The 1361-nt window shown below is 68.0% G+C and carries 1 protein-coding gene; it reads left to right on the top strand.

Going from position 1 to position 1361, the window contains the following annotated elements; translation table 11 throughout:
• Positions 1-232: 232 nt before the first annotated feature.
• Complete coding sequence (locus AOK23_RS32940; RefSeq protein ID WP_079049846.1) at positions 233-1345, top strand: IS110 family RNA-guided transposase; 1113 nt, start codon at positions 233-235, stop codon at positions 1343-1345.
• The last annotated feature ends 16 nt before the right edge of the window (positions 1346-1361 follow it).

Here is a 1361-nt window from a genome sequence, read left to right as displayed (position 1 = left end):
CGCTATGACTGTGAGGATGATCGGGCGCCGCTCCGAGCGGTGGCCTGACTCGCGCTATGACTGGCCTCGTGCCTTGAGTTTGATCTGTCGGCCGCCTGTTCGGAGCGTGCTTGCTGCCGCCGGGCAGGGGCGTGTCCCGATAGGGGCCTTCGCGACAGGCACCGTCACAGTCTTGACCGCCCCGGCCTGGCGACAGCCACCAGCACCCGAGGCGATCAGGAGACCGGCGACCTTGACCAGCATCACGCAGCCCGCTGCCCCCTGCCACATCCCAGCCGGTGCCGAGGAGGACGTCCTTCTCGGCGTGGACACCCACAAGGACGTACACGCCGCAGCCGTCATCACCACACTCGGCGCCGCCCTGGACGGCCGCAGCTTTGCGGCAACACCTGAGGGCTATCGCCAACTCGTCGCATGGGCCCGTTCGTTCGGCATGGTGCGACGGGCCGGGGTCGAGTGCACGGGCTCCTACGGGGCCGCCCTGGCTCGACACCTGCGTGCCGAAGGCATCGAGGTGACCGAGGTCAACCAGCCGGACAAGGCCGCCCGGCGGCGACACGGCAAGACCGATGCCATCGACGCGGAAGCAGCCGCCCGCGCTGTGTTGTCCGGACGTGCTACCGCCGCGGCGAAGACGAGCGACGGCCCAGTGGAGATGCTTCGCCTGTTCAAGCTGGCGAAGGGGTCCGCGATCAAGTCCCGGACCCAGGCCATCAACCAGCTCAAGAGTGTCCTGGTCTCGTCTGACGCCGCCCTGCGCGAGTCCCTGGCAGGGCTGACCAACCCGCATCTGATCAAGCGGTGCGCCGAACTTGACGATCGGGAGATCTCCGGGCCGGCAGGTGCCGCCCGACACGCCTTGAGACTGCTGGCCCGGCGCATCCAGCACCTGACGGAGGAAATCGACGATCTCAACAAGCACATAGCCGAGGCGGTCGAAGCGAGCACGCCTGGGCTCCTCGACGTGCGCGGCGTCGGTCCGGACACTGCAGCGGCCTTGCTCATCTCGGCCGGCGACAACCCCGAGCGCCTCGTCAGCGAGGCATCGTTCGCTGCTCTGTGCGGCACGAGCCCGGTCGAGGCTTCTTCTGGCAAGACCCAGCGCCGCAGACTGAATCGAGGCGGCGACCGCCAGGCCAACGCTGCCCTCTACCGGATCGTTCTCAGCCGCCTGCGCTGGGACGACCGCTCCCAGGACTACCTGCGGCGACGTTTGGCCGAGGGTAAGACGCGCCGAGAGATCATCCGATGCCTCAAACGGTACGTCGCTCGGGAGATCTACCGGCTCATCGTCCCCACTGCCCCAGCAGCCGACCGAGGAGGCCGTGTCGCAGCCGCTGCTTGACATCCATAGGGGCATC

This window comes from Streptomyces torulosus (assembly GCF_001419765.1).
Taxonomy (GTDB): Bacteria; Actinomycetota; Actinomycetes; order Streptomycetales; family Streptomycetaceae; genus Streptomyces; species Streptomyces torulosus.
The sequence above is the reverse complement of the archived record's forward strand: the minus strand, read 5'-3'. Positions and strand labels throughout refer to the sequence as shown.